We start from the raw sequence: 19,468 nt of genomic DNA, 5'->3' as shown, positions 1-19,468 counted from the left end.
CCGCTACGAGCGCAAAGCCGAACACTTCATGGCCTTCACCGCCATCGCCTGCAGCCTCATCTGCTACCGCAGACTCACCAAATGAGACGAGGTCTTAAGAAACCAGCCTGGAACCAGGACGCACCCAGCAGGTCGCATGACATGCCGATCCACAGGTCTTGACTATTCCTCCGAGCAATTTCGTCGGCGGAGACCCGGCCCGTCTGTGGCACGGCGCGACGGACTCCTCCTGGTGCGGGCCCACCGATGCACTGATCGCCCCCCTCCTGAACCGGGTCATGTCCGACACGATCAACCGGCTCTTCTCCGCAGGACAGAGCTTCGCCGATCCCTCGTCACGCGTCATGACGATCGCGCCGACCAGCGCGTCCAGGCCGGCATCGCAGACTCGGCGAAATGACCCGCTCGATTCAGCGAGCCGTCGTCGAAATCGGCGTCCCCGGCGAGATGCGCCCTTCCGGCACACCACAGGCGTTCAGGCGCCCCGGTCGCCCGTCCGCCAGGGTCGACGCCTCATCGTCCAGGTCTGACTCCACTGCGCGGCCCTGAGCGTGCGTCCTATGCGGTGATCGGGTTGGTGGCGCCGCATGTCCGCCGTCGGTGCGCCAGGATGGCCGTCCTCAAGTCCGCAGGCGGATCTCACCGCCCCCGCCCTCCCCCGGACTTCCCAACACGCTCAGCGAGTCACGGCTTCGTGCGCTGCCTCGGCGCGGAGCCTCCGCACCGACGCCGTCACCTGCGCAGATGGTGGTCCAGCGCCGGCCAGGACAGACGCCGCCACGGAAGCGGATGGACCGGTTCCAGTCAGATGCTTCCGCGAAAATCAGACCGGCGTTCGTCGCCCATACCGGAGACGTCCGGAACCCCGGTGCCCACACCGCCGTCACCTCATCTTCCTCCATCCCGTATCCCACAGGTCGGGTGGGAGGCGTGTGCGACCGGGAGCGTGTGGATGGATACGCAGGTCACCGAGGTCCGCGTCCACCATGCCTGGCACCAGTCCGCGCTGGGCCGCCAGACGCCGCAAGGCCGAGCGCAGCTCGGCATGCTCGTCGGTCACCAGCCAGGCCCCCAGCGGGCCCCGGGCGGCTCCGCCTCCGGTCCGACACGCCGACGGCCGTATGCCAACAGCAGGCCGGCGAGCGCGAAACGCGGCGACGCCATGGCACCGATGCCCAGACGCGGACGCACGGTCTGCGGGCGGTGCGTAGCCAGTGCGGCGCCGCCGATGTCGTCTTACGGTCGTGGCAGGGGACTCAACAACCTTTCCGCCTCAGCTCATGAAGGGCAGGCGAGACCCATGGAAGCTCCCGGCATGCGCGTGATCGTCGTCGGGGCCACCGATGTCCACTGAGTGGCTGCGGGCGCGGATCGTGTCAGCGGGCAGCGAGGCGGTGAAGCCACCCCGTGGGTCACGTCGATCGGCCGGTACCAATGCAATGCACGCAGTCGCTGTTCTCGATCGCGGCGCGCGCGTGCGGCTCGCTCGCCCCGCCGTTCGGTCAGGCGTGCCCAGCCGTCCCAGTCGTCCTCGCCGAGGCCGTCCTCGATCGACCAGATCGGAAAGCGGTCGATCAGCTCCTCGTAGCGGTCGATGAGTTCGTCGCTGGGTCAGTGCCTCGCCCGCGACGAGTGGCGATCCAGGCGGACCAGGGCAGTACGTGCCGGGCAGGGGCCGTACTTCTTCACGGCGGGCCTTCTTCTCAGGCGGGGACCGGGGTCAGCCGAGGCCGAACCAGCCGAGGACGGTCTGGACGAGCAGGATGGTGGACATGCCCGCGACGCCGACGACCACGGCGGTGGCGCCGATCCGGTAGCGGGGGCCGTTGGCCGCCGCGCCGAGCACGGAGCGGCGGTTGGTGAGGACCAGGAGGTAGACCAGCACGACGGGGCTGATCAGGCCCTGGAGGACCTGGGTGCCGATGAGCAGCTGGATGACGTTCACCGGGGTCATGGCGACCACCGCGCCGAGCACGATCTGGACGGTGAACAGGCCCAGGAAGAGCGGTGCGTCGCGGAAGCTACGGGACACGGAGCGTTCCACTCCGGCGGCCTCGCCGACGGCGTAGCTGGCGGAGAGCGGGACGACGGCACCGGCGAGCGCGGAGGCACCGATCAGGCCCACGGCGAAGAGGAGTTCGGCGTTCTGACCGGCGACCGGTTTGAGGGCCTCGGCGGCCTGGGCGGCTGAGTCCAGCGGGCCGGTGCCGCCGATCGCGGCAGCGGTGGCGATGATGATCGTCAGGCTGATGAGGCAGGCGAACACCGCACCGATCACGGCGTCCAGCTTGATGAGCCGGTAGTCCTCGGGCTTGGCGCCCCGGTCGACGACGCCTGCCGCGGCGTAGAACTGCATGTACGGGCTGACGGTCGTGCCGATCAGGGCGACGGCGAGCAGGATGAAGCTCTTGTTGGGCTCGATGTGCGGGACGACGAGGTGCTTGCCGACCTCGCCCCAGTGGGGGTGGCCGAGGATCATCGCGATGGGGTAGGCGAAGAACGCCAGCGACATGATGAGGAAGATGCGTTCGGCCCACCGGTAGGAGCCGAACAGTACCAGCGACCAGAGCAGGATCGCGGCGGGCGGGATGACCGCCCACTTGGGTACGCCGAGGAGCTCGAAGGCGGCGCCGATGCCGGCGAACTCGCTGACGACCAGGCCGGTGTTGGCCAGCAACAGGCAGAAGACGGCGAGGGCGGTCAGCCGGAGGCTGAACTGTTCGCGGATCAGCGCCCCCAGGCCCTTGCCGGTGTGGGCGCCGAGGCGTACGGCCATCTCCTGGACCATGACCAGGGCGACGGTGACCAGCACCATGAAGAACAGCGTGCCGTAGGCGAATTGGGAGCCCGCAGAGGCGTAGGTGGCGATGCCTGCGGCGTCGTTGCCGGCATTCGCGGCGACCAGGCCGGGACCGGCGATGGCAGCGACCATCGCGAGACGGCCCAGGCCCCGCCGCCGCGTGGCGGGGGCGGCGGGGGACGCGGCCGAAGTGGTGTCCAGGTCGCCGGTCACTGCAGAAACCTCCGGAAGTGCAGACGCCCGCGCTCGGGCAGCAGATGGTCGAGCAGGTCATCGGCAAGGATCCGGCCGAGCGGGCGGTCGGTGTCGTCCACCACCAGAAGTGAGGAGGCGCGGGAGGCGACCAGCTGGTCAGCGGCCTCGCCGAGGGGAGTGTCGGGGCGGACGGTCACCGGAGGGCCGAACTGGGATCGCCAGGTCACCAGGTCGGCCATCAGGGTGGTGTCCTCGGCGACGGCCAGGTCGAACAGGGGCAGGTCGCACAGCAGCCGGCCGTTGTCGTCCACGACGGCGATCGCGTCGATCTCGGTGCGGTGCTCGGCCTGTTCCGCCAGCTGCGCCCGCACCTTGGCGACGGTCTCGTCCGGGCGGGCGATGATCAGCAGGGTGGTCATGGCACCGCCGGCGGTGCCCTCGCGGTGGGTCAGCAGCCTTCGCAGCTCCGCGGCCTCCCCGCTCGGCATGCGGGACAGCAGGGCCTCGCGCTCCTCGCGGGTGAGGTCGCGCAGGGCGTCGGTAGCCTCGTCCGGCTCCATCTCGTCCAGCAGGCGGGCGGCGTGTTCCGGCTGGGCCTCGCGCAGCAGGTTCTCCAACTCGTGCGGTTCCATCTCCTCCAGCGCGTCGGCGGCCTGCTCCGGCTCCAGCCAGCCCAGCAGCTGCTGGCGTTCGTCGCGGCCGAGGTCCTCGAGGATGTCGGCGAGGTCAGCCGGGCGCAGCCGCTGCAGGGCGGCCCGGGAGGCGCGCAGCCGGACCTCCGGCGGGCCCTCGGTGGCCTGTTCGGCGAACGGTGCCACGGCCTGCCAGTCCAGCACCCGCTCCGGGGTCGGCCGGGCCTGCCGGCGCCGCGGGCCGAGCCGACGCAGCAGGGTCGGCAGGGAGACGTCCACGCCGACCAGCACGACCTGGCCGACCAGGGGCGCGAGGTACAGGTCGGCGGCCCGGGTGACCTGGACGCCGTCCACGTCCACGAGCTGGTGGTCAAGGATGTCCTTGGCCAGCAGCACCTCGCCGGGGCGGCGGGAGAAGTCGCGCAGGTCGACGCGGGCGGTGCGCAGCTGTACGTGGCCTGCCTGCACCTTGCCGATCGCGTCCGAGGCCACGAAGGTCTGTCGGCGGCCGATGCGCAGGATCAGCCCGGTGACCGGCGGGTACGGCTCCGTGCCGTACAGCCGGGCGACCACGTCGACGACGCGGCCGACCTCCTCGTCCGCCTGGTTGGTGACCGGTCCACCGATCAGGCCGGCCAGCGAGACGAGGGAGGCGCGGACGGTTTTGGTGGCGGTGGCACGGCGTTCGAGGTGGACCCGGCGGTTGCGGAACCGAGCCTTGGTGGACATGAGCAGAGTGTGAGCAGCCAAGGTGAACACCTCCTTGCCCCGCCACGACGGGGCAACGGGCGGCCCTCGGCGGTGCTCTTCCTCCCCGTACCGGCCGGTGACCAGGTATTGCCAGGGCATACGTCGGCACGCCTGGACAAGCCGGTGCGCAGGCCGGACCACCGGGAACGAGCCGGACGGGTCAGGAAGGAACGAGCTACCGCGGGCCGCGGAAGGACGGCGCGGACAACACGAAGAGGGGCCGACTATGGCCCGGACTACTGTCCATGTCGCCTCCTCCCGGTCACGGCCGCGCACGAGGTGTCGCGGTCTTGCGGCAAGGGGCAGCCGGAGCACGCTCGGTTCCGGCACACCCCAACTCGTCAGAGCTTTGGCACTCCACGGCGTGATCCCCGTACGGGGAAGCCACTTGGGGTCACCCCTTGGGCCGGGGAGACCTGTCCTGATCCGGAGCGTCTCTCGACGGGTGGGATCAGTGGCCTGTGTCCGTGAAGACGCCTCACCGAACGAGGTGTCTGTTCAAACCGCCTAAAGCCTACGCCCGCCCTCACCCGCTTCCCTAATCCATGACCGGTCTTTGACCGAGGGCGGCCGACGGCAGGCCGTCACCGGCGTTGTCCGCCACGGTCATCTGTCGCCGGAGTGTCCTGGCGAGAAGCTGGCCGCCATCCACCCATGTACGACGGCCACGGGCAGGCGCCCGTCCGCGGCGATGATGTCCTCGGGTACGCCGGTGATCCAGGCGGCGAGTGCGGCCCTGCGCAGGTCGGCGGCGCGGGTGGCGAGCCCGGCACGATAGGCGTCCGCGGAGCCCACGGTCAGCTTCGGGGCGTCCTCGGCCAGCTGCCGGGCGGCGTGGCGCACAGCGCCGTGCGCGCACCGGATGTCGACGTCGCTCATGCCGCCGTGGTCTCACGTTCCCCGACGAGGCACGTGTCGTCCAAGTGGCACTGCAGATCGCGCACGACCGACCCTGACCGGCAAAGGCAAGTACGCATCCTCGCTGCGGCACGCGGTAACCACCACCTCCCTGCGCGGCACCCCAGCCGCGCCATGTCCACGGGCACTCCTGCGCCCGGTGGTGATGCTGTCTGCGCGTTCGGCGTGCGGGGGTGACGGCTGCTGCGTGCCCCCGGCCTCCCCCGAACCCGGGGGCCGTGGAGGCCACCATGACCGACACCACCGTGACCACGGTCGTCGCGCCACGCGTGGCGGTACTCGACGACGCGCACATCGGCGACATCCAGGGCGCGCTGGGCACCATCCGCTTGGACGACCACGACGAGCGCCGGGGTCTGTCGGCCAAGCCGGCCAGAACTACCGCACCCACCTTCGATGGACCCTGCTCCTGCTGGTGCCCGTGCTGTACATCAACCAAGACGTGGTGCTGCGCCTCGGCGCGGTCACCGGTGTCGGCCACCCGGCTGAGCCTGGAGCGGTTCGGGAAGTTCTGGGGCGCGTTCAGCGTGATCGACCTGTTCCTGCTCAACGCGCCCACTCTGGTGACCGAGTTCATCGGGATCACGCTGTCCGCCGGCTACCTGGGCCGGCCCAGGGCGGTGGTGGTGGTGGTGCTGGCCCCATGATCATCATCACGTCGGCAGTCACCGGATCCTTCCGCCGCTTCGAGCGGGTGGTGACGACGCTGTGCGCGGCGTCGCTGCTGTGGGTGCCGATCTACTTCATGGTCACCCGCCCGCCTCGCAGATGGCCGCCGACTTCATCACCCCGAACCTGCCGCGCGGCTCCGGGCACCTGTCCACGGTGACGCCGCTGATCATCGGCATCGTCGTCGTGGTCATCGGCGCTGCCGCGATGACGGGCTCACGGCCGCCGCGTTCTCGGGGACGCACGGCTTCGGCCAGGTCCCCGACACCGCCGGGATGGCGCACGGCCTCGAGGCCAAGGCAGGCAAGCTGGCCGGGGTGCTGTTCGCGATCGCGCTGCTGGACGCCTCGATCATCGGCGCGTTCGCCGTGCCGCTGTCGACCGCGTACGCGATCGGTGACGTGCTGGGCATGAAGCACTCCCTGCACCGGGGTGTCGGCGGCGCGAAGGGTTTCTACGCCGTCTACGCCGGGCTCGTTGCCGCCGCGGCCACGATCGTGATGATCCCGGGCTCGCCGCTGGACCTGCTGACCGAGGGCGTGCAGACCCTCATCGGCGTGCTGCTGCCGTCCGCGAGCGTGTTCCTTTTGCTGCTGTGCAAGGACAAACAGGTTCTGGGACCGTGGGTCAACGGCCCGAAGGCCAACGCCTTCACTGCGGCGGCGGTGGGGGTGCTGGTCATGCTGTTGGTGATCCTGCCCGCCTCCGTCCTGTACCCGGACATCAGCGCGGACGCGATCAGGAAATCTGGGCGGAGGGGTGATCCTGCACGACGGCGCCGGCGTGCGCTGACTGAACACGGCTGCCACCCTGTGGTGTTCGGCGGCGGTCGGCGTACTGGCCGCCCCCGGACGGCTCACCCTGGCCGTGCTCGGCACCCTGACCGTGCTCGGCATCCACATGCTGCTGCGCCCGGCCGGACGCCTGCCGGACCGGCCCCCGGCCGCCGGCAGCGACCCGGACACCCAGGTACCGGCCGGCGTGCACCTGCGCTGCGAGCGCAGGTCCCAGACCCACACCCGGGCCCTGCTCGCCCAGGCCCTGACCGACTCCGGGCTGACCGCGACCGGTCTGCGGGCTCGCCGCGAGCGCGAGGACACCACCAGCGTCCGCGCCGCCGTCACGGTCAGCGGCGACGCGGCTGCCGCGCTGGAGCAGGTCCTCTCCCGTCTCTCACTGGAGCCCGGGGTGCACGACCTGCGCTGGCACCCGCCTCGCCCGGTTCCTCCCCGACGAGGCGGACAAGTCGCTTGCGCCGACTGGCCTGCCTGCGTTCCGGCTCCCGCGAGGCGTTGAAGGCCGTCGCGTACAGTGCGGTGCCGAAGGCCCCACGCTCCGGGTTCGCAGTTCGCCCCACCGGGTCCTCTTCGTCTTGTCCGCAGCCGAGCCGGGCGGAACGGCTCTGGGTGGCCATCCCATCGGGGAAGGAAAGCACATGGCAGTGCAGGTTCTGCGGGCTGAGGAGAGGGCCCCCACGCCGTGGAAGAACGGCGGAGGTGTCACCTCCGAGGTGGCCGTTCACCCCGAGGGAGCGGGGACGAGCGATTTCGTCTGGCGCGTCAGCATTGCCGATGTCGCGCAAAGCGGTCCGTTTTCCATCTTCGAGGGCGTGGACAGGATCATCACCGTCGTCGAAGGTCTCGGCATGGCCCTGACGGTCGACGGCGACCGGCGCGTGATGACCGCCCCGTACGAGCCGTTCACCTTCTCCGGTGACTGCGAGACACAATGCGAGCTGCTCGGCGGGCCGATCGTCGACTTCAACGTCATGGTGCGGCGCGCCGATGCGACGGCACGGGTCCAGATCGCGCGCGACCGCGTCGCGGTGCGGCCGGAAGCCGGAACGTGCGTGCTCGCAGTGGTCCTTCAAGGGTCGGTCGTCCTCGGCGGGACGTCCGTCCGCCTCGACCGCTTGGATGCCGCGCTGTTCGCCGAGGGTGACGCCGCCGACATCGACGTGGCCGGGGTTCTCGCCCTGGTCACTGTCGACGACTGCGGCTCAGACTGATCCGGCGTGCCCCGTTTGCCCCGGGTGCCCCGCCATGTTCATCGCCCTGGCCTCCCCTTGAGCGGCTCACGAAGTGACGACCCGGCGGGTGGATCTCGACCGTAGGGCGGCCACCCGGGCAGCGCCATCGTAGGAGCTCCAGGTCTGGGTGAGCACCGCGGTTCCGAGCCGGGAAGAGATCAGGTCGGGTTCGCGAGAATGGCGCTCGTCACCTGTCCCCGGACGAAGTCCTGGGCGTCGTGCGGGGAGGCGGCCATGCGCTCCGAGCGAAAGGCAGTCGGCGTGCGGCCCGTCATCGCCTTGAACACGCGGTCGAAGTGAGGCTGATCGTGGTACCCGGCTTGCGTCGCGGCGTCGGCCCAGCTGGCACCGGCCTCTTTCAGGTGTAGAGCCGCCTGCAGCCGCATCACCTGCGCCGCCCCCTTCGGCGTCAGCCCTGTGTAACAGCGGAAGCGCCGTTCGAGGTGGCGACGGCTCCAGCCGATCTGTGCCGCGAGTTCCTCGACCCGTACCCGTCCACTGGTCCCCTGTATCTGGCGCCAGGCCCAGACCACCTCGGGGCTGACAGCAGGGCCTGCGTCGAGTGCAGCGCGCAGCACGCGGTCCAACACGGCGAAGCGGCTGTGCCAGTCCGGTACCTGCGCCAGCCGGGCGGGCAGGTCTGCCCAGGGCCGGCGACAGAGGTCCTCGGGAGGAACGGACAGCTCAGCCCATTCGGACATGGGCACTCCGAACAGCCGGTAGGCGGCGAGGGGGCTGAGCAGGACGGTCACCCCATGGATGAGGCCGGTGTGCTCGCCGATCGCGCCCCTCGTCCGGATGCCACCGGCCAACGAGGACCCGCTCCACGTGCGTCTCGGGTCGCAGGAGTCGAGAACGCGCAGCGGGTCGCCGAAGCCCAGCATCACCTTCACCACGCCGTCGGGGATCAGGAGTCTGCGCCGTGCTCCGATCGCATGGAAACGAAAGCCGCGATAGCCCAGGACCTGATCGCGTAAGTCAGGGGCAGCGCGCCGTTCGAGAAGTTCGTGTCTGTACATGGGTCGAACCCCCATAGGTCGACGTGAACACGGCAAAGACCGTAGGCGATACAGGCGCTGTAAGGCACAGACGAGGGGAATTTGGCCGAATCAGGCACCGAGGGCCGGTAGGTCGCATTCGTACAAGCCTGGCCACACGATCCTGGAAAGCCTTGGGTCAGCGCGGACGGCCGGTGACGCCGGCCGCGTCAAGGCTGCGCGGAATCCGATCGGAAAGAGGAAGCAATGCGATCTTCTCTGACTAAGGCGCTCCTCACCGCAACTGCCCTCGCCGGGATTGCGGCTGGGAGTCTCGCGGGCGCAAGTCCGAGCGTGGCGGCCCCGCAGGCGGCCGCCAGGCCCGCGGTCGGCAGCCGGCACATCTCCCCGCTCGCGGTGAACAACCTCGGCCTGAACACGGCCCGGGCAGAAAACTGGCAGAGCTGCCTGAACGCCTGGGGCTTCAACGCCGGCACCGTCGACGGGCAACTGGGCACCAACAGCTGGGAGGCGGCGCAGAGGATGCTCAACGCCTGGGGCTACAACGCCGGCACCGTGGACGGGATCGTCGGCACCAACACGATCAAGGCACTGCAGCGCTTTCTGAACGCCGTCGGCTACAACGCCGGTGCCGTTGACGGGATCGCCGGATCGCAGACCAGGACCGCGTTCTGGAACTACAACGCCACGGGCTGCTGAGTCAGCCAGCCGTGCAGCAGCCGGTTGCCGTAACCGGCGCTGCACGGTGCAGGCCTGGAACCTGCGTGGAAGCAGTGCCCGGCCAAGTAGGCCGAGCCGCCACCGTGGGGCCGCCCGCCTTCCCGGGCGGCCCCACGGCCGAACGCACGCGCCTCACGGAAGGGACGTCACCTCGGGGAAGGCCGAGGACGGACCGTCGAGCAGGCGCACCCGGCGGTTCCGCGAGACGGGCGAGCCCCAGCCGGTGGACGCACGGGCCGGGGCTTCTTCGTGGCGCCGTCAGGCGGGACGGATGTGCTCCGCCTGGGGGCCCTTCTGGCCCTGCGTGATGTCGAAGGTCACCTTCTGGCCTTCCTGCAGCTCCCGGAAGCCCTGGGCGTCGATGTTCGAGTAGTGGGCGAAGACGTCGGGGCCACCGCCGTCCTGCTCGATGAAGCCGAAGCCCTTCTCCGCGTTGAACCACTTCACCGTGCCTGTAGCCATGTGCCTGTCTCCCTCGAGGGACTCGTATCGGGCCCCGCACCGCGCGGGATCCGGAGGTGATCGCCCTGGTCCGGAGAGGCCTTGAACAGCAAAAACGCCCGTGACCGCGATCACGGGCGAACGGGACTTCGGAACCACGACTGCTGATCACGACGCTACACCGACTGGTGCGACTCGGCCAGTGGAACACGGCGTTGACCTCGTCGGGCTGCATTCGTCACCACTCAAATCCACTTCTCTTGATGGCCCGTGCCCTGCGGGACTCCGGCTTTGCGGCAGCGGTCCGGCTCGTCCGTCCACTCCCGGGGCAAATACAACTGCCAGTCCAGCGGACACGATGCCGTGTCCGTAGCGGCATGAACGCTGACCGCGACCTGGCAGTTCGCCCGCTTGCCCAACGCCCCGCAGTACCGGCGGGCCACCCCGACCGAGGCGGTGCCGCACTTGGGAAACGACACATCGTCGACCACCCACACCTCAGGACTGATCGCCTCACATAGCCGCTGGGCGATCCGCCGCCGCACCGGCTCGGGATCCCGCGGCGACTGGTTCACGAACTGCTGCAGGGCCTGCATGTTCCCGTCCGGCAACCGCTCGGCCATCGGCCTGGTCGACTTCCGCCGACCGTCCAGCATCAGACCCCGCAGATAACACTCGCCCCACCGCCGCTGATCCCGTCGCGGCACCGAAGCAAACACGTCGGCAACGAACTCCGATAACTCACCCCGGAGCCGCTCCACTTCCCCCAGCCTCACACCTCGAAGATGCCCACCACCAGGCGAGATCACTCGACGTAACGAAGCACTACTAGGAGTTGTACGGCGTTATCGCGCACGATGGTTCAGGCCACGAGCAGGCGCAGGCCCAGCTCTGCCGCGTCGAGGGCGACGAGGTCCCGGTTGCGTTCGGCCCACCGGCCCGAGGAAAGGTCGTCGCGGAGGCTGTCCACCGCCCGCTGCTCGGCCTGCGGGCCGACTCTGGTCCACACCGATACCGCGCGGCGCACACGTTCGTCCAGGTACGCCTCTGGCCGGCGCCAGTAGGCCTCGAAGAAGCCGTCAGCGCAGTCCCACGGGATGAGCACCGGCTCCGCGCGGCCCCCGATCGCGCGGGTCAGGTCAGCCAATGAAGGCCAGTCGACGAGAAGGTCAGCGAATTCAGGCAGGTAGTCGCGGGTGAGCCAGAACCGCTGAAGCCAGCCGGTCGAACTGGCGTCGTACGTGAACACCACCACGCGGCGAGCCACCCGCCGCATCTCGCGCAGCCCAGCAACGGGGTCCGGCCAGTGATGAACGGTGCTGACTGCCATCGCGGCGTCGAAGGACTGGTCAGCGAACGGCAGGCGCTCCGCACTGGCGGCCACGCACGGCGCCGCACCCGCGGGACGCTGCGCCCGCATCACCGCTGACGGTTCCACTGCCGTGACCTCGCGGTCCGGGGGCTCGTAGGACCCGGTGCCGGCCCCGATGTTCAGTACTGTCCGGGCGTCCCCGAGCGCATCCCAGATCCTCGCGGCGATCCGCGGCTCGGTGCGCCGCGTCGCCGGGTAGTCGGATCCGATGGATTCGTACAATTGTGCGCCGAACACTTTCAGTTGATCCTCCGGCGTCGTCTTGATCCCCATTGCCCGTGCCTCCAGTTCCTTGTCGATGGCCATCACCATGGCGGCAGCGCGTTCGCGCTGTTCCTCCAGCAGGCCGCGCAGCCTGCGCAGGTGCGCGACCGCGTCGGTGGCTGGGTCGTCCACCAGATCTGCGATCTCGCGCAATCCGAAGCCCAGCCGCCTGTAGCCGAGCACCTCCCGCAGCCGCTCCACGTCGCCCGCCGAGTAGGCCCGGTATCCGACCGCGGTCCGCGCGGACGGTCGCACGAGGCCGATCTCGTCGTAGTGATGCAGCGTGCGGACGCTCACGCCAGCCAGCTCGGCCACGCGTCCCACGGTCAGGTGTTCCTCCATGCCACCGACCATGCGGCATGACGCCACGTGAGGGTCAAGCGCTTCGCTCCTGGTCCCGCGCGTGGCTCCACGGCCGCGCCGACCAGTAGCTTCAGGCTGTCGAGCGGTCATGACCTCAGCCAGATTGCCAGCGACGCTGCGGTCACCGTGCCGAGGAAGACGTAGCCGCGCTTGTCATACCGCGTCGCAACGGCACGGGAGATCTTGGGGCTGTTGGTGGCGCGTTCGACGGTATTGCGCTTCTTGTAGCGCTCCTCGTCGAAACCCGGTGGCCGTCCGTCTTGTGAGCCCTTGCGCAGGCGAGCAGCCTGGCTGTCGGCCTTCTCCGGAATCGTGTGCCGGATGCCCCGACACCGCAGATACTCGCGGCAGGGGCCATTGCTGTATGCCCTGTCCACTGCAACGCTGTCGGGCTTCTAGCGAGGCCTGCCCGGGCCGAGGCGTGGAACGCGGATCTTCTCCAGCACCGGCACGAACTGGGTGCACATCGACGCCGACCACCCGCAGCTGGGAACGTCCGACTCGGCGAGTAGTGCGTCGTTACACGCAGTTATCTCGCCTCGTGGTGGGGGTGCCACCACGGCACCCCCTGATAGGTGTCGAGATCCGCCGTCCGACCGGTCCGCTTCCGGCCCGGGAAGCGTCCAGCCTCACCGCTGGGCCAGCTCAGCCGGCATCGAAGTTCTTGAAGTGGAAGCTGTACGTCATCACCGGAACCGATAACCCTGCCGCTTGTGTTGCGGCTGAGTAGTTCAGACGGCGGGAGGGCCATGCTGACTGCTTTCGCCTGCTTCGTTGAGCCGCTCGGCGAGGAGCATCGCAGCATCGTCCGCCAGGTAACCGTGGGTGTGGCGGATCAGTTCTCGGTGCAGCCGTTCCAGGAACTCGGACGGGGTACAGGGGTGCACCGATTCTGTGGTCTTGCGTAGGGGAAAGAAATCGCCGTCGGGGCTGCGGGCTTCGACCACGCCGTCGGTGTGCAGCAGGAGACGGTCACCGGGTGCGAATGGGTAGCTCTCCGCTTTGGCAGGCGGAACGGTCATGAATTCTTCCAGGCCCAGGGGCGGCAGTGGGCAGGCGGGGGTGAGGGCCTCCACCTTGCCCCGGCGGAGCACCAGCGGGGGCGGATGGCCGCGATTGACCACCTCGACCACGAAGGCGTCTGATACCTGAGCCACGAGCGCGGTGACGAAATCCTCGGTCAGGTTGTCTTCCTCGGCCTGATCAACCGCGCTGAGCGCCGCCCGCTCGCGTTCCAGCGCTGCCGCGCAGTGATTCACCACCTCCGCCAGATCCTCGTCGTAGTGCGCGGCCTCCCGGAACGCACCCAGCACGGCTGCGGCCAGGCGCACGGCGGGCAGCCCCTTGCCGCGGACGTCTCCCACGATCATCCGGACGCCGTACCGAGTGTGCACTGCCTCGTACAGATCGCCGCCGATCTGCGCGCCCGTCTCTGCCGCGAGGTACTTGCTGGCCATCTGGACGGGACCGAGCCGGGGCGGTACAGGCCGCAACAGAACCCGTTGTGCTGCCTCGGCGACTCGGCGAACCTGGTTGAGCTCACTCTGCCTGCGCGTGCGCACTGCATTACTCATGGTGACACTGGCTGCCGACACCACGAGGAGGGAGATGAGGTTGCTGTAGACCTGGCCTCCCCAGCTCTGGTGGAGGGTGGCCGTGATGACGGTGACGGCGAAGGCTCCGGCCGCTGCTGAAAGGGGGCCTTTGGGGCCCATCGTCAGCGAGGCCAATGCCGGCATGGCGGCGAGGAGAGGACCGGTGATCACCGCGTGTGCAGGGGAGAGTTCAATCCCCAGCGCGAGCAAGATGATCACGAATGGCACACACTGCGCGAGTCTGAAGAGGACCAGGCTATGACCGCCCGCCGCTGATGGACTGGATGGGCGGATGAGCGACCGCATGACTACAGCCTGCCCCTCCGATGTTGGGTGTTCCACCCGGCGCGGTCGTGAGCGCTCGGAACGCCATGCGGCCGCTGATGCCGGCCAAGTCGTTGGCTCGATTCCTTTTCCCGTGCGGGCGGTCCGCGGTCGAGGTGCCCACTGAGGCCTGCGAACTTCGGTCGGGTGGCGGGTCGAGGAGCGAGCGAGGCGTACGGCAGAATCCCGCTGCGAAGTCCACCGGGGCCTGCCGATCCGGAAGCGGGCATGGCAGAGCTGTCCACGCCGATGCGGGTGTAGGTGGCGGCCGGGCGGTTCACCGAGCCGACCCGACCCGCGGGACCCGGCCGCGCGTCGATGCCGGCATCGCGAGGCGCGGCGTACGGGGCCTCGGCTCCGGCCGGCGTGCCGCGCCGCCGACCAGAGCCCACCGGCACTTCGCGGGCAGCTGCTTCCCTGGTGGGCCTGACCGTTGCCTGGACAGTCGGCTGCACCGTTGCACCGAGAGTTGCCGCACCCGTCTCCTCGCTTCTGGCGTTCCCCCAGCTCACCCCCGTGGACAAAGCCCTCCACCCTTACCCGACACCTCTTTTTCCGCGCAGGCCGGAGAAGAGGACGTGGTTCAGCACAGGCCAGCCCAGAGTTCAGCCCTGACTGGCTCCCGCCCGATCCCGCGCCGTCGGGGCCCCGCCGACTCATGCGGCATCTGCGCCCGCCGGCGGGCCACAGGGGCGCCGTGGGCGGGGGTGCTCGCCCCTGTGCGGGCGGCGCAGCGCGGGTCGCTGACCCCAGCGGAGATTCTCGAAAATACACGCCGAAAACACTTCCGCTTGGTGATACATAGCGCGGTGTATTTCTCTCGTTGCGTTGGTTGGAGCACGGCCCCCAGCGCCGAAGCACACATCCCAATCACTGAGAACTGCCGCATACGGACGCGCACACAATCCTTGCCTCGAATACCGACCTGCATCCGGAGCGGCAAAGACTGAACATGACAGGTCGCGCGGTTGCCGTTCAGCTCGATGACCGCAGCGCGGTCCCGGGCCTCGGACTCGCGGAGTACGAGCCGCTCGGTCTTGATCGGGGCAGGCGGCCAGGCGACGGGTCCAAGTTCAGTCATGCCGACCAACCAATCGGCAGGCTCGGCAGCGATCAAGACTCGCGGACGGATCAAGCCACCGGCCCGGGCCCCACACTCACCAACGGGGCCGCTCAGTCCCGATCCGATCCATCTGCCAGTCACCAGGCATGGCCAAAAGCTAATGGGATGTTCCTCTCCACGTATGACTCATCGAGAACCTCTACTGCCCGGCGTACCGGCCGGGTGGCCGAGACGATGGTGAACCGTCGGCCCTGGCGGCGTGCGCAGGTGTCCGAGTCGGCCACCCAGGACCCAGCCCCGCACCGTCGATGAAGTGCCCACACCCCACGTCCATAGTGATGTGCGTGACCCGGTCGGCGCAGTCGCGAAGGACCGCTTGGAGCCGGGGCGCGGTGGCCACGTCCAGTTCGCCGCACACGACGACCAGCGCGTGACTGCCATGACGGGTCACCCCGATGCCAGGGTTGCTCCGGTCGCGGGGCCGGGACGATGGACGGCGCACAAGGGGCCGTGAGTCTCACGGCGGATGCGCGGCAGCACGCCGCCGGATCAATTCCGAAGTTCGTGGTGAATGGGCGCCGAAGCGGACTTGGACGACAGCCGACCCGGCGCCTGACGGGGCCGAATGCCCGGGGTGGCCGAGCGCTCGCCGTCGAGTCACTCGGCCGCCGTCGTCGAGTCAGCGCCTGTCCGGCGGATCAGGCGCGCCGGTCAGGGGGCAGACGCTCCGGTCAGCGGAGTGACCGCAGGCCCGCGCGGACCTCCTCGACGAGGAGCTCGGGCTGTTCCCAGGCGGCGAAGTGGCCGCCCCTGGGAACCCGGTTGTAGTGGACGAGGTTGGAGTAGGCCTGCTCCGCCCAGCTCTTCGGGGCCTGATACATCTCATCGGGGAAGACACTCACGGCAACCGGCAGGTTCACGCCCTTGGCCCCGAAGAAGGAGGTCGAGTTCTCCGCCAGGCTCGTCGAGCTCGGCACCAGAGTGCGGTTCTCCCACCCCCTGGTGCGCTCGGCCATCTACCACAGGACATCCGCGCCGGACCACCGGGCGGCGCACCGAGCACTCGCCGAAGCCACCGATCCCGGCCTGGATCCCGATCGCAGGGCATGGCATCGCGCACACGCGGCAAGCGGCCCCGACGAGAGCGTCGCCCTCGACCTGGAGCGCTCGGCAGGCCGGGCCGAAGCACGAGGAGGAGCGGCCGCACAAGCCTCGTTCCTGCAAACCGCAGCGGAACTCACCCCCGATCCCGCACGCCGTGTCACCCGCGCACTGGCCGCCGCTCAAGCCCACATCGACGCCGGCGGAGCCGACCAGGCCCGCAACCTGCTCGCGGCCGCGGAGACCGGCCCCCTCGACGACCTGCAGCGCGCGCAACTCGAACGATTGCGAGCCCGGTTGGTGTTCTCCCAGGTACGCGGCAGCCAGGCGCCCCGGCTCCTGCTCGACGCCGCACACCGGCTGGCGCCTCTCGACGCCGCCCTCGCCCGTGACACGCTGCTGGAAGCGGCCGGCGCGGCGATCTACGCCGGCCGTCTGAGCGAAGGCCCCGGACAGCGGGAGGTGGCCGAGGCAGCCCGTGCCGGACCGCCGCCGCCGACACCGCCGCGGCCTGTCGACGTCCTCCTGGACAGTATCGTCAGCCGGATCATCGACGGCTGCCCCGCCGGCGTCCACGCGCTGCGGCGCGCACAGCATGCCGTCCGACAGGAGCACAGACCCGCCGCGGCGGATGCGGACATACGCCGGCTGTGGCTGGCGTGCCGGCTGACACCGGAGCCACTTGCCACGGAACTGTGGGACGACGACGCCTGGTTCGAGCTGTCGACCAGCGCGGTCACCCTCGCCCGCGAAGCGGGGGCACTTGCCGTCCTGCCGATGGCGCTGAGCTACCAGGCGTGCTTCCAGGTGCATGCCGGCGAACTCGACACCGCAGCGGCTCTGATCGACGAGGCCACGGCGATCTCGGAGGCAGTGGGCGGGGTACCCATGATGTACGCATCGCTCGTACTCGCCGCCTGGCGGGGCCGGGAATCCGAAGCGCTGGACCTCATCGGCACCACTGTCGAAGAAGTGCGCGCCCGGGGAGAGGGACGCTCCCTCGCCCTCGCCGAGTACGCAACCGCGCTGCTGTACAACGGCCTCGGCCGCTACGATGCCGCGCTGGCGGCCGCGATGCGCGCATGCCGGTACGAGGACCTGGGCTTCTTCGGCTGGGCCCTGGCCGAACTGATCGAGGCGGCCGCACGCAGCGGGCAGCCCGAGACCGCCGCGGCGCCACTGGGCATGCTGACCGAACACACCCGCGCCGGCGGAACCGCATGGGCCCTGGGCGTCGGGGCATGCTCCCGCGCGCTGCTGAGCGACGACGAGGCCGCAGATGCGCTCTACCAGGAGGCGATCGAACACCTCGGGCACTGCCGGATCACCGTCCACCTGGCCCGTGCCCGTCTGCTGTACGGAGAGTGGCTGCGCCGCCGTAACCGCCGCCAGAAAAGCCGTAGGCAACTAGGGCCCGCCTACGAGGTGTTCAGCCGCATAAGGGCCGACGGCTTCGCCGAAAGGGCCCGCAGGGAGCTTCTGGCAACCGGGGAGACCGTACGCAAGCGAACAGCCGGCGCCCTCGACGAACTCACCAGCCAAGAGAGCCAGATCACCGGGCTGGCGAGGGACGGCAACACCAACGCCGAGATCGCCGCTCAGCTCTTCATCAGCCCACGCACCGTGGAATGGCACCTCGGCAACGTGTTCACCAAGCTCGGAGTCAGCTCCCGCAGGCACCTGCGCACGGTGCTTTCTTCTCCCCAACAACCGTAGGCACAAGGCGTCTGCCCTAGAGCATGTCCTGCCGCATCTGCCCGCCCTGCACCTGCGCCTGACCGGTCACATGGATCACCCCGGCCGGCTGCCGTGACCAGGGACGCAATACAGCCGCCCCCACCTGCCCAGGCAATCGCCCATCTCCGCAGTCAGGAGTCCTTGCTCGCCTACGACCCGGCGACCAGGCCCCTGACCGCAGACACCCCAGGCAGAAAGGATCACCATCAGCTGACCAAAGCAAGCCCACCGAAACGATGGCGAAGGGAGAGGCCAGACCGCAGGCGCCAAAACGACGAACACCCGCCCGGCCGGGAGCCGGAAGTGGGTGCCGATGTCCCCTGCCCTGAAACAGGGCGCCGTGGGGCAACTCTGTGTCCGAAGGGCGAGTTGACCACTGACGACAGGGGCGGGTGGCGCAAGGAAAGCTACGGCCCTGATTCTCTATCCGGGTGCATACGTGCCGGGTGGGCGGGTCGGGGGGCAGTGCCCGTGGTGACCTTCAAAGTGTTGACCGCAAGCCCGCCGGGGCGGGCCTGCGGCGGGAGGTCACTTGCTCAGGAAGGCCAGGAGTGCCGTGTTGACTTCCTGCGCGTGGGTCCACAGCAGGCCGTGCGGGGCGCCCTCGATCTCGACGTAGTCGGCGGACGGGAGCGCCTTGTGGAACGGGCGCGCGGTCCCCTCGACGGGCAGGATCCGGTCGCCCGTACCGTGCAGGATCAGGGTCGGCACGTCGATGGCCGGGATGTCGGCGCGGAAGTCGGTGTACCAGGTCGACGGCGCGGCGGCCGCCGCGAAGAAGCCGCCGCCCGCGGCGACGTTCCAGCTGTTGCGTACGGCCTCCTCGCTGATCCTGGTGCCGAGGTTCTCGTCCAGGTTGTAGAAGTCCTTGTAGAAGTCGGTGTAGTACGCGTAGCGGTCCGCCTTGACGGCCGCGACGACGCCGTCGAAGAACTCCTTCGGGGCGACCCCGTCGGGGTTGTCGTCGGTCTTGAGCAGGCAGGGCTCCAGGGAGGCCAGGAAGGCGACCTTGGCGACCCGGGCGGAACCGTAGGTGGACACGTACCGGGCGACTTCTCCGGTGCCCATGGAGAAGCCGACCAGGACGGCGTCGCGCAGGTCGAGGGTCTCCAGCACGGTGTTCAGGTCGGCTGCGAAGGTGTCGTAGTCGTAGCCGGTGGTCGGCTGGCTGGACTGTCCGAAGCCGCGGCGGTCGTAGGTGATCACGCGGTAGCCGGCGTCGAGCAGCACGGCGCTCTGCCGCTCCCAGGAGTGGCCGTCGAGTGGGAAGCCGTGGATGAGGACGACCGGCTGCCCGGTGCCGTGGTCCTCGTAGTAGAGGTCGATGGTGGTGGAGTTCTCCTGGCCCACGGTGATGTACGGCAAGGTGTCGTTCCTTCTTCTGGAGTGACTGGCGTGTTCGCGGCATACGCGGCACGGAATGTCGTCAGGCTAGGGCGGACGTCTCGCCGCCTGTTGTCCTTCAGCGCATCGCTGCTTGCCTGGGAGTGCCAGGAA

The 19,468-nt window shown here is 69.4% G+C and carries 15 protein-coding genes, 2 pseudogenes and 1 riboswitch; of the genes and pseudogenes, 5 read left to right on the top strand and 12 right to left on the bottom strand.

The genetic code is table 11. The annotated features are described in order from the left end of the window. Positions 1–1,278: 1,278 nt before the first annotated feature. The 4 genes from ACZ5NH_RS02960 to ACZ5NH_RS02945 all read right to left on the bottom strand — a co-directional run bounded on the left by ACZ5NH_RS02960 (position 1,279) and on the right by ACZ5NH_RS02945 (position 5,256). Complete coding sequence (locus ACZ5NH_RS02960) at positions 1,279–1,551, bottom strand: hypothetical protein (RefSeq protein WP_468772678.1); 273 nt, start codon at positions 1,549–1,551, stop codon at positions 1,279–1,281. A gap of 169 nt (positions 1,552–1,720) precedes the next feature. Continuing rightward, positions 1,721–3,013 (bottom strand): NRAMP family divalent metal transporter, encoded by a 1,293-nt coding sequence (locus ACZ5NH_RS02955; RefSeq protein ID WP_468772643.1) that lies wholly within the window; start codon positions 3,011–3,013, stop codon positions 1,721–1,723. Further along, the gene (locus ACZ5NH_RS02950; RefSeq protein ID WP_468772641.1) at positions 3,010–4,356 is read right to left on the bottom strand and encodes a magnesium transporter MgtE N-terminal domain-containing protein; all 1,347 of its coding nucleotides are present in this window, start codon (positions 4,354–4,356) and stop codon (positions 3,010–3,012) included. Before ACZ5NH_RS02950 ends, ACZ5NH_RS02955 begins: the two co-directional genes overlap by 4 nt. A gap of 346 nt (positions 4,357–4,702) precedes the next feature. Continuing rightward, a riboswitch (M-box (ykoK) riboswitch) is annotated at positions 4,703–4,874 on the bottom strand. 109 nt (positions 4,875–4,983) lie between these two features. After that, positions 4,984–5,256: a hypothetical protein gene (locus ACZ5NH_RS02945; protein WP_468772640.1), complete on the bottom strand. Its 273-nt coding sequence runs from the start codon at positions 5,254–5,256 to the stop codon at positions 4,984–4,986. Positions 5,257–5,525: 269 nt separating this feature from the next. On the opposite strand from ACZ5NH_RS02945, the pseudogene ACZ5NH_RS02940 reads away from it, so the two are divergent. The 3 genes and pseudogenes from ACZ5NH_RS02940 to ACZ5NH_RS02930 form a co-directional block, all read left to right on the top strand. Further along, a pseudogene (locus tag ACZ5NH_RS02940) lies at positions 5,526–6,704 on the top strand (NRAMP family divalent metal transporter); the annotation flags it as partial. A gap of 127 nt (positions 6,705–6,831) precedes the next feature. Further along, positions 6,832–7,260 (top strand): hypothetical protein, encoded by a 429-nt coding sequence (locus tag ACZ5NH_RS02935; protein WP_468772639.1) that lies wholly within the window; start codon positions 6,832–6,834, stop codon positions 7,258–7,260. Between the two features lie 139 nt (positions 7,261–7,399). After that, positions 7,400–7,972 carry a HutD/Ves family protein gene (locus ACZ5NH_RS02930; protein ID WP_468772676.1) on the top strand — a complete coding sequence of 191 codons (573 nt, stop codon included), beginning with the start codon at positions 7,400–7,402 and terminating at the stop codon, positions 7,970–7,972. A gap of 179 nt (positions 7,973–8,151) precedes the next feature. Here ACZ5NH_RS02930 and ACZ5NH_RS02925 read toward each other — a convergent pair whose 3' ends face one another. Beyond that, complete coding sequence (locus ACZ5NH_RS02925; RefSeq protein ID WP_451557507.1) at positions 8,152–9,012, bottom strand: helix-turn-helix domain-containing protein; 861 nt, start codon at positions 9,010–9,012, stop codon at positions 8,152–8,154. A gap of 312 nt (positions 9,013–9,324) precedes the next feature. Between ACZ5NH_RS02925 and ACZ5NH_RS02920 the strand changes: the two genes are divergently transcribed. Then, on the top strand, positions 9,325–9,690 hold the full coding sequence (locus ACZ5NH_RS02920) for a peptidoglycan-binding domain-containing protein (RefSeq protein WP_468772638.1): 366 nt from the start codon (positions 9,325–9,327) through the stop codon (positions 9,688–9,690). Positions 9,691–9,969: 279 nt separating this feature from the next. Here the strand turns inward: ACZ5NH_RS02920 and ACZ5NH_RS02915 are convergent, their stop codons facing one another. From ACZ5NH_RS02915 to ACZ5NH_RS02890, 6 genes and pseudogenes are all read right to left on the bottom strand, one after another. Then, positions 9,970–10,173, bottom strand: coding sequence for a cold-shock protein (locus ACZ5NH_RS02915; RefSeq protein WP_055492756.1), 204 nt, complete (start codon positions 10,171–10,173; stop codon positions 9,970–9,972). A gap of 230 nt (positions 10,174–10,403) precedes the next feature. Next, positions 10,404–10,928, bottom strand: a pseudogene (locus ACZ5NH_RS02910) (IS701 family transposase); the annotation flags it as partial. A gap of 86 nt (positions 10,929–11,014) precedes the next feature. Next, a complete protein-coding gene (locus ACZ5NH_RS02905) occupies positions 11,015–12,130 on the bottom strand; it encodes a MerR family transcriptional regulator (protein ID WP_468772637.1) in 1,116 nt (371 codons plus the stop codon). A 107-nt stretch (positions 12,131–12,237) separates the two neighbouring features. Further along, positions 12,238–12,528 carry a hypothetical protein gene (locus ACZ5NH_RS02900; protein ID WP_468772636.1) on the bottom strand — a complete coding sequence of 97 codons (291 nt, stop codon included), beginning with the start codon at positions 12,526–12,528 and terminating at the stop codon, positions 12,238–12,240. Positions 12,529–12,882: 354 nt separating this feature from the next. Further along, positions 12,883–13,965 carry a PP2C family protein-serine/threonine phosphatase gene (locus tag ACZ5NH_RS02895; protein ID WP_468772635.1) on the bottom strand — a complete coding sequence of 361 codons (1,083 nt, stop codon included), beginning with the start codon at positions 13,963–13,965 and terminating at the stop codon, positions 12,883–12,885. 1,899 nt (positions 13,966–15,864) lie between these two features. Beyond that, positions 15,865–16,035, bottom strand: coding sequence for a hypothetical protein (locus tag ACZ5NH_RS02890; RefSeq protein ID WP_468772634.1), 171 nt, complete (start codon positions 16,033–16,035; stop codon positions 15,865–15,867). A 22-nt stretch (positions 16,036–16,057) separates the two neighbouring features. On the opposite strand from ACZ5NH_RS02890, the gene ACZ5NH_RS02885 reads away from it, so the two are divergent. Then, on the top strand, positions 16,058–17,950 hold the full coding sequence (locus ACZ5NH_RS02885) for a LuxR C-terminal-related transcriptional regulator (RefSeq protein ID WP_468772633.1): 1,893 nt from the start codon (positions 16,058–16,060) through the stop codon (positions 17,948–17,950). Between the two features lie 549 nt (positions 17,951–18,499). Here ACZ5NH_RS02885 and ACZ5NH_RS02880 read toward each other — a convergent pair. Next, the gene (locus tag ACZ5NH_RS02880) at positions 18,500–19,336 is read right to left on the bottom strand and encodes an alpha/beta fold hydrolase (protein ID WP_468772632.1); all 837 of its coding nucleotides are present in this window, start codon (positions 19,334–19,336) and stop codon (positions 18,500–18,502) included. Positions 19,337–19,468: the final 132 nt, after the last annotated feature.

Source organism: Streptomyces sp. NPDC031426 (assembly GCF_055581585.1).
The sequence above is the reverse complement of the archived record's forward strand: the minus strand, read 5'-3'. Positions and strand labels throughout refer to the sequence as shown.

Excerpts from the sequence above, each read along its gene's own strand:
- ACZ5NH_RS02950 (WP_468772641.1), bottom strand. The coding sequence starts at position 4,356 with ATGTCCACCAAGGCTCGGTTCCGCAACCGCCGGGTCCACCTCGAACGC.
- ACZ5NH_RS02945 (WP_468772640.1), bottom strand. The coding sequence starts at position 5,256 with ATGAGCGACGTCGACATCCGGTGCGCGCACGGCGCTGTGCGCCACGCC.
- ACZ5NH_RS02930 (WP_468772676.1), top strand. The coding sequence starts at position 7,400 with ATGGCAGTGCAGGTTCTGCGGGCTGAGGAGAGGGCCCCCACGCCGTGG.
- ACZ5NH_RS02925 (WP_451557507.1), bottom strand. The coding sequence starts at position 9,012 with ATGTACAGACACGAACTTCTCGAACGGCGCGCTGCCCCTGACTTACGC.
- ACZ5NH_RS02915 (WP_055492756.1), bottom strand. The coding sequence starts at position 10,173 with ATGGCTACAGGCACGGTGAAGTGGTTCAACGCGGAGAAGGGCTTCGGC.
- ACZ5NH_RS02905 (WP_468772637.1), bottom strand. The coding sequence starts at position 12,130 with ATGGAGGAACACCTGACCGTGGGACGCGTGGCCGAGCTGGCTGGCGTG.